This window comes from Mycobacterium sp. (assembly GCF_032162105.1).
GTDB lineage: Bacteria > Actinomycetota > Actinomycetes > Mycobacteriales > Mycobacteriaceae > Mycobacterium.
The window spans coordinates 1-7,860 of record NZ_JAVRPS010000495.1; the positions used below are offsets into that span (position 1 = coordinate 1).

The 7,860-nt window shown below is 66.1% G+C and carries 7 protein-coding genes; 4 read left to right on the forward strand and 3 right to left on the reverse strand.

The window, feature by feature from the left end:
- Positions 1–11: 11 nt before the first annotated feature.
- Together serB and ctaD are read right to left on the reverse strand one after the other, a co-directional pair.
- Positions 12–1,247 carry a phosphoserine phosphatase SerB gene (gene serB / locus QOC69_RS25375; RefSeq protein WP_526444831.1) on the reverse strand — a complete coding sequence of 412 codons (1,236 nt, stop codon included), beginning with the start codon at positions 1,245–1,247 and terminating at the stop codon, positions 12–14.
- Positions 1,248–1,278: 31 nt separating this feature from the next.
- Positions 1,279–3,024, reverse strand: a complete 1,746-nt coding sequence (gene ctaD / locus QOC69_RS25380) for an aa3-type cytochrome oxidase subunit I (protein WP_526444833.1) — start codon at positions 3,022–3,024, stop codon at positions 1,279–1,281.
- Between the two features lie 215 nt (positions 3,025–3,239).
- Here ctaD and QOC69_RS25385 point away from each other — a divergent pair, with 215 nt between their 5' ends.
- The 3 genes from QOC69_RS25385 (at position 3,240) to QOC69_RS25395 (ending at position 5,863) form a co-directional block, all read left to right on the forward strand.
- A complete protein-coding gene (locus QOC69_RS25385) occupies positions 3,240–4,343 on the forward strand; it encodes an iron-siderophore ABC transporter substrate-binding protein (protein WP_526444835.1) in 1,104 nt (367 codons plus the stop codon).
- A 44-nt stretch (positions 4,344–4,387) separates the two neighbouring features.
- Complete coding sequence (locus tag QOC69_RS25390; RefSeq protein WP_526444837.1) at positions 4,388–4,663, forward strand: YciI family protein; 276 nt, start codon at positions 4,388–4,390, stop codon at positions 4,661–4,663.
- 150 nt (positions 4,664–4,813) lie between these two features.
- The gene (locus tag QOC69_RS25395; RefSeq protein WP_526444839.1) at positions 4,814–5,863 is read left to right on the forward strand and encodes an NAD(P)-dependent alcohol dehydrogenase; all 1,050 of its coding nucleotides are present in this window, start codon (positions 4,814–4,816) and stop codon (positions 5,861–5,863) included.
- A gap of 97 nt (positions 5,864–5,960) precedes the next feature.
- Here the strand turns inward: QOC69_RS25395 and QOC69_RS25400 are convergent, their stop codons facing one another.
- Positions 5,961–6,296 (reverse strand): DUF3349 domain-containing protein, encoded by a 336-nt coding sequence (locus tag QOC69_RS25400; protein WP_526444841.1) that lies wholly within the window; start codon positions 6,294–6,296, stop codon positions 5,961–5,963.
- Between the two features lie 246 nt (positions 6,297–6,542).
- Between QOC69_RS25400 and QOC69_RS25405 the strand changes: the two genes are divergently transcribed.
- Positions 6,543–7,860: amino acid permease (locus QOC69_RS25405; RefSeq protein WP_526444842.1), on the forward strand; the 1,318-nt coding region annotated here is incomplete at its 3' end.

Sequence of the window (7,860 nt, forward strand, 5' to 3'; positions counted from 1 at the left end):
GCGGGAGAAAACTAGTCCTCGGGGATGTGCACGCGGCGTAGCGTCCCGTCGACCGCGTCGGCGGCCTCGATCTCGCCACGGGTCACGCCGAGGATGAACAGCACGGTGTCCAGGTAGGGGTGGCTGATCGATGCATCGGCCACTTCGCGCAGCGCTGGTTTGGCGTTGAACGCCACCCCCAGACCCGCAGCGGCCAGCATGTCGATGTCGTTGGCGCCGTCGCCGACGGCCACGGTCTGTTCCATCGGCACCCCGGCTTGCTGGGCGAAGTCCCGCAGCGCCTTGGCCTTTCCTGGCCGGTCGATGATGTTGCCCACCACCCGGCCGGTGAGTTTGCCGTCGACGATCTCCAGTTCGTTGGCAGCGACGAAGTCCATCATCAACTCGTGCGCCAGCGGTTCGATCACCTGACGGAAGCCGCCGGAGACGATCCCGCAGTGAAAGCCCAAGCGGCGCAACGTCCTAATCGTGGTGCGCGCTCCCGGTGTCAACTCGATCTGGTCGGCCACGTCGTCGAGCACCGAAGCCGGCATGCCGGCCAGCGTCGCCACCCGACGATGCAGCGATTCGGCGAAGTCGAGCTCACCGCGCATCGCGGCCTCGGTGATTTCGGCGACCGCGGCATGTGCGCCCACCCGATGCGCCAGCATCTCGATGACCTCGCCCTGGATCAGGGTCGAGTCAACGTCGAACACGATGAGGCGCTTGGCCCGTCGCGACAGGCTGTAGTCCTCGAGCGCGATGTCGATACTCTCCTGAACGGCCACCTGGGCGAGCGCGACCTGCAGTTGGCCGTAGGCGGCCCCCGGCGGGACCGAGACGCGCAATTCCAGCCCGGTGACCGGGTAGTCCGAGACGCCGCGGATGAAGTCGATGTTCACACCCAGTGCTGCCACTCCCCTGGCGACCACGCCGAACGCCTCGGCGGTGATGGGGCGGCCGAGCACCACGATGGTGTGCGTCGACGGCTCGCGCAGCACCGGCATCCCGTCGCTGCGCTCGATGGTGACGTCCAGTCCGACGCTGTGGATGGCGCGCTGCACCTCGTCACGCAGGTCGGCGCCGCCCGCCACGTCGGCCGGTCCGGCCACCAGCACGCCCAGCGTGAGCCTGCCTCGGATCACGACCTGTTCGACGTTGAGCAATTCGACCTGGTGGCCCGAGAGCACCTCGAAGAGCGCCGACGTGACGCCCGGCTGATCGACACCGGTGACGGTGATCAGGACCGACACCTTTGACGTGTTCACCCCGAAGTCAGCCCCGCGACGCCGCCGGCCGTCAGGTGCGGACGTGTTCGTCGTCGAGTCGCGTGACGTCGCCGTCTTCGGGACCGTGTGCCCGTCCGACGTGCGCCTCAGCGCGCATCCGCTCGACCATGTGCGGGTAGTGCAGCTCGAAAGCCGGCCGCTCCGAACGGATCCGGGGCAGCTCGGTGAAGTTGTGCCGCGGCGGCGGGCAGCTGGTGGCCCACTCCAGCGAGTTGCCGTAGCCCCACGGGTCGTCGACCACGACGGGCTCGCCGTAGCGCCAGCTCTTGAACACGTTCCACGTGAACGGGATCGTCGAGATGCCGAGGATGAACGCGCCGATGGTCGAGATGACGTTCAGCGTGGTGAATCCGTCGGTCGGCAGGTAGTCGGCGTAGCGGCGGGGCATGCCCTCGTCGCCGACCCAGTGCTGCACCAGGAAAGTGGTGTGGAAGCCGATGAACGTCAGCCAGAAGTGCAACTTGCCGAGCCGCTCGTCGAGCAGCCGGCCCGTCATCTTCGGGAACCAGAAGTAGATGCCCGCGTAGGTGGCGAACACGATGGTGCCGAAGAGCACGTAGTGGAAGTGCGCCACAACGAAGTAGGAGTCGGTGACGTGGAAGTCGATCGGCGGGCTGGCCAGCAACACACCCGAAAGGCCGCCGAGCAGGAAGGTCACCAGGAAGCCCACCGAGAACAACATCGGTGTCTCGAACGTCAACTGGCCCTTCCACATCGTGCCGATCCAGTTGAAGAACTTGATGCCGGTGGGCACCGCGATCAGGAACGTCATGAAGGAGAAGAACGGCAGCAGCACTGCGCCGGTGGCGTACATGTGGTGCGCCCACACCGCCACCGACAACGCGGCGATCGCCAGGGTCGCGTAGATCAGCGTGGTGTACCCGAAGATCGGCTTGCGGCTGAACACCGGGAAGATCTCACTCACGATGCCGAAGAACGGCAGCGCGATGATGTACACCTCGGGGTGGCCGAAGAACCAGAACAGGTGCTGCCACAACAACACACCGCCGTTGGCCGGGTCGTAGATGTGCGCGCCCAGGTGGCGGTCGGCGGCAAGGCCGAACAGCGCGGCGGTCAGCAGCGGGAAGGCCAGCAGCACCAGGATCGACGTCACCAAGATGTTCCACGTGAAGATCGGCATCCGGAACATCGTCATGCCGGGCGCACGCATGCAGATCACGGTGGTGATCATGTTGACGCCGCCGAGGATGGTGCCGAGACCACCGACGGCCAGGCCCATGATCCACAGGTCCCCGCCCGCGCCGGGCGAGTGGATGGCGTCGGTCAACGGCGAGTACGCGGTCCAGCCGAAGTCAGCTGCACCACCGGGGGTGATGAAGCCGGCGATCGCGATCGTGGCGCCGAATAGGAACAGCCAGAAGGAGAAGGCGTTCAACCGTGGGAACGCCACGTCCGGCGCGCCGATCTGCAGCGGCAGCACCAGGTTCGCGAACCCGAACACGATCGGCGTCGCGTAGAACAGCAGCATCACCGTGCCGTGCATGGTGAACAGCTGGTTGAACTGCTCGTTGGACAGGAACTGCAGGCCCGGCAACGCCAGCTCGGTGCGCATCAACAGCGCCATCAGCCCGCCGATGAAGAAGAAGATGAAGCAGGCGACGCAGTACATGATGCCGATCACCTTGTGATCGGTGGTGGTTACCAGCCTGTAGATCAGGTTGCCCTTGGGACCGAGCCGGGCCGGGAACGGACGCCGTGCCTCGAGTTCTCCGATTGGGGGCGCTTCGGCTACCAACAGATCCTCCAAAAGTTCGGCGGGTCCACGGTCCCGCGTTCCCCGCGTGCTCGGGGTGAATCCTATCCCTCAAACCTGTCGACGGCGGCCCGGGTCCTACAAACCGTCGTATTCGATCGGGGCCGCTTTGGGAACGGCGCTTGACCGGCGGCGAAGTGGCCGGATGTGGTGGAGGGCAGGAGCGTAGCGACCGGGGAATTGGTACCGTCGGCGACGTGCCGTTCTTCACACCGCGGGTGGGCTTGATCAGCGCGGCAGCGGCACTGGCCACCGCGGTTTCGGTGACGCTGGTGACCGGTTGCGACAGCCTCGGCGGCACCCCTGCACAACCGTCGGCCGCGAACTCGGTGATCACCAGCACCACCAAGGTCGCCGGAGCCAACGTCCTCGGAAACGAGCGCAGGCCCGACGAATCCTGCGCGTCCGACCCGGCTCCACTCGACGAAGGTCCGGAGACCCGGGAGGTCCGCCACGCGGCGGGCACCACCGAGGTTCCGGCCGACCCCCAGCGCATCGTGGTGCTCTCCGGCGATCAACTCGACGCGCTGTGCGCCCTTGGGCTGCAGTCGCGCATCGTGGCTGCCGCGCTGCCGGACGGTTCGACCGGTCAGCCGTCCTATCTCGGCACCGTCGTGCACGACCTCCCGGCGGCGGGCACGCGCACGTCACCCGACCTGGCGGCCATCCGAGCCGCCACCCCCGAGTTGATCCTCGGTTCCCAGGAACTGACGCCGCAGGAGTACGGCCCGCTGTCGGAGATCGCGCCGACGGTGTTCACCGGCACGCCCGGCGCGGGGTGGCAGGACGTGGTGCGGACGGTGGGGGCGGCGACGGGCCGCGCCGATGCCGCGAACCGGCTGGTCGACGGATTCGTCCAGGACGCCGAGAAGACCGGGGTACAGAACGACGCCACCCACTTCCAGGCCTCGGTGGTCCGGCTGACCGAGAACACCATGCGGGTCTACGGCGTCGCCGACTTCCCGGGCAGCGTGCTCACCGCGGTTGGCGTGGATCGCCCTGCGGCGCAACGGTTCACCGACAAGCCCTACGTCGAGATCGGGATCACGGACAAGGACCTGGAGAACTCGCCGGACTTCTCGGCGGCCGACGGCGACATCGTCTACGTGTCGTTCGAATCGGCGGCGGCCAAAGAGCGTGCGGCCACCCTGTTCGACGGCGACGCGTGGCGCAAGCTGTCCGCTACCCGCGACAACAGGGTGTTCGCAGTGAACGACGAGGTGTGGCAGACCGGCGAGGGCATCGTCGCGGCCCACGGCATCCTCGCCGACCTGCGCTTGCTGAACGCCCCAATCAACTGAAGCGCCCCAATCAACCGAAGCCCCGATCAACTAGAGTCGCGTCTGTGTTCCACGTGCTGACGTCGACCTACCTGCAGCCGCCCGACGTGGTCGGGCAGACCCGCCCCGCCCATCTGGAGTTCCTCGACATCGAGGTGGCCGCGGGTCGGCTGCTGCTCGCCGGGCGCCAGGAGTCCGGCGCGGGCGGCGTCCTGATCACCGGCGACGTCAGCGCCGACGATGCGCAGGACATCGTCGATCGCGACCCGTACACACAGGCTGGAGTGGCACGCTATGACGTGGTCAGCTTCAACGGCGCGGTCCGGGCCCCAGGTCTTTAACCTGGACGTCATCCAGGTTCGGGACTATTCAGGGACCGGCTTCGGTTGGCACTGGTCGGAGCGCGACGCAGCGCCCGATTCAGTTACCTTCGCTAAGCTTCTGGCTGACTGGCCGCTTTGTACCACGACTAAAAGAGGGCAAGAAAAGACATGACCACCACCGTTTCCGCCATTGCCGCCACGTCGGCCACCGAACCGCTGGCCAAGACCACCATCGAGCGGCGTGACGTCGGCCCGCACGACGTCGCGTTCGACATCAAGTTCGCCGGCATCTGTCACAGCGACATCCACACCGTCAAGGGCGAGTGGGGCGTACCGGAGTATCCCGTCGTCGCAGGGCACGAACTTGCAGGCATCGTCACCGAGGTGGGCGCCGAGGTCACCAAGTACAAGGTCGGCGACCGCGTCGGCGTCGGCTGCTTCGTCGACTCCTGCCGGGAGTGCGACAACTGCATGGCCGGCCTGCAGCAGTACTGCACCGGTGAAGGCGGCATGATCGGCACCTACAACGCCACCGGCAAGGACGGCACCCCGACCTACGGCGGCTACAGCAAGGCGACCGTCGTCGACGAGAACTACGTGCTGCGCATCCCCGACAGCATCCCACTGGACCAGGCCGCTCCCCTGCTCTGCGCGGGAATCACGCTTTTCTCGCCGCTGCGCCACTGGGGCGCCGGACCGGGCAAGAAGGTCGCCGTCATCGGTTTGGGCGGCCTCGGCCACATGGGTGTCAAGATCGCGCACGCGATGGGCGCGGAAGTGACCGTGCTGAGCCAGTCGCTCAAGAAGATGGAGGACGGCCTGCGGCTCGGCGCAGACGAGTATTACGCAACCAGCGACCCGGACACCTTCACCAAGCTCGCAGGCAAGTTCGACCTGATCCTCAACACGGTTTCGGCGAATCTCGACATGGGCGACTACCTGGGCCTGCTTGCGGTCGACGGCACCCTGGTCGAGCTCGGCATTCCCGAACATCCCATGCAGGTTCCGGCGATGCCGCTGGCCGGGGGGCGGCGTAGCCTATCCGGATCCATGATCGGCGGCATCCCCGAAACCCAGGAGATGTTGGACTTCTGCGCTGAGCACGACGTGACCCCGGAGATCGAGGTCATCTCGGCCGACTACGTCAACGAGGCCTACGAGCGCGTGCTGGCCAGCGACGTGCGGTACCGCTTCGTCATCGACACCGCCACGCTGTAAAGCCCATCACGTGGCCGAAACTGCTGACAGATCGCAGGTTTTTTCGCGATCTGTCAGCAGTTTCGAGGCGCTGTTTGAGTGGGTCAGCGCGTGTGGGTTAGCCGGATGCGGCGGTGGTGTTCTCGACCCCGGCCAGCGGCCAGCCCGCCGCGGCAAGCTTGGCCGCCACCCGGTTGACGTTCTCGCTACCCGCGTCGTGATTGGTGACCTCGGCGATGAACGCCTCGATCTCGTCGGTGTCGATCGAACCGTCCGCCAGGGCCGCCGAACCGTCGGCTGTGATGTTGCGGACGACCTCTTTGATCTGGTCTTCGGTCAACGGGGTTGCGCGCAGCAACGCCAGCAGCGGAACGCGATCAGGGCCGGGAACGCCCTCGGGATAGCCGGCCCGAAGCCAATTCAGGATGGAACCCAGAAGCGAGGTGTTGGTCACGCCGCCAAGTCTCACGGCTGCCCTTCGCTACCGCCACTGTCGGGCCGCACAGTTCTCCGGTCATTCATCCGCAGTTCAGAGGGGTCCTCGAGCACCTTCGGCGCCCTCGTGGCCCAAACGATTCCTGCCGATCGGCAGGAAATATCGCTCCTCGAGTTGTCGGCTGGCGGCCCGGATGCGACGCTCGACAACGGACTGCAGCGTGGCGGGCCATTTTTGCACTCGGATCCGAGCCAGGAGGCCCGCGTGACCATCGAATCCGCAACCACCGACGACAAGCCGGCCGCGCCGTCCGCCGGGCTCAAGAAGGGCTCCATCGGTATCGTCGCGGTCCTCTTCATGGCCGTCGCCAATGCCGCGCCGATCACGGCCATGACCGGCAACGTGCCGATCGCGGTCGGTTTCGGCAACGGCCTCGGCGCCCCCGCGGGCTTCCTGTTCGCCACGATCATCCTGACCCTGTTCGCGCTCGGTTACGTCGCGATGGCCAGGCACATCACCACCACCGGCGCGTTCTACGGCTTCATCTCCCACGGTCTCGGCCAGGTGTGGGGGATGGCCAGCGGAGTGCTGGCCACCTTCGCCTACGTCGTGTTCGAAGGCTCCTTGATCGGCGGTTGCGCGTATTTCGCCAACGACGCCCTCAACACCATCTTCAACGTCAACATCCCCTGGCTGGTGATCGCGATCGTCGCGATCGTGGCCATCGCGGTGCTGTGTTACTTCGACATCAGCCTCACGGCAGCGATCCTCGGCTTCACCCTGACCGCCGAAGTACTCATCCTGCTCGCGCTGGCCTTCTCCGTGATCTTCTCCGGCGGTGGGCCCGACGGCTTCATGCTGAACCAGACGGTGCTGCTCAACAACGCGTTCGAGAGCCTGCCTGCGGGCGCGTTCGGTACCGCGGCCGCCGCAGGGTCGATGGCCATCGGACTGTTCTTCGCCTTCTGGTCCTGGGTCGGGTTCGAGACCACGGCGGTGTACGGCGAAGAATCCCGTAACCCGAAGAAGATCATTCCGAGGGCGACCATCATCGCGGTAGTCGGCCTTGGCCTGTTCTACACGTTCATTTCGGCGATGGTGATCGCAGGCAACGGCGCCAAGACGTCGGTCGAGACCTCGATCAGCGCGTCACCGCTGGACCTCTTCTTCGGGCTGGTCACCTCCAACCTCGGCGGCGTGGTCCTCGATATCTACAAGGCCCTGCTCGTCATTGGATCCTTCGCCTGCGCACTGGCGTTCCACAACGCGGCGTCGCGCTACCTGTTCGCGCTGGGTCGCGAGATCCCGTCGGTCAAGGTGAAGTCGACCATCGGAAGCACCCACCCCAAGCATGGCTCGCCCTACATCGCGTCGACGATCCAGAGCGTGATCACGCTGGCGATCGTCCTCCTGTTCGCCTTCTTCACCGCGGTCCAGGTGCCCGACGCCAACGGCACCCCGGTCGACACCCCGGCACTCGTGCCCTACGTCAACATCTACGGTCTGCTGGCCCTCATCGGCACCGCCGCGATCCTGCTAGTGCAGGCCATCTGCTCAGCTGCGGTGATCTGGTACTTCTGGG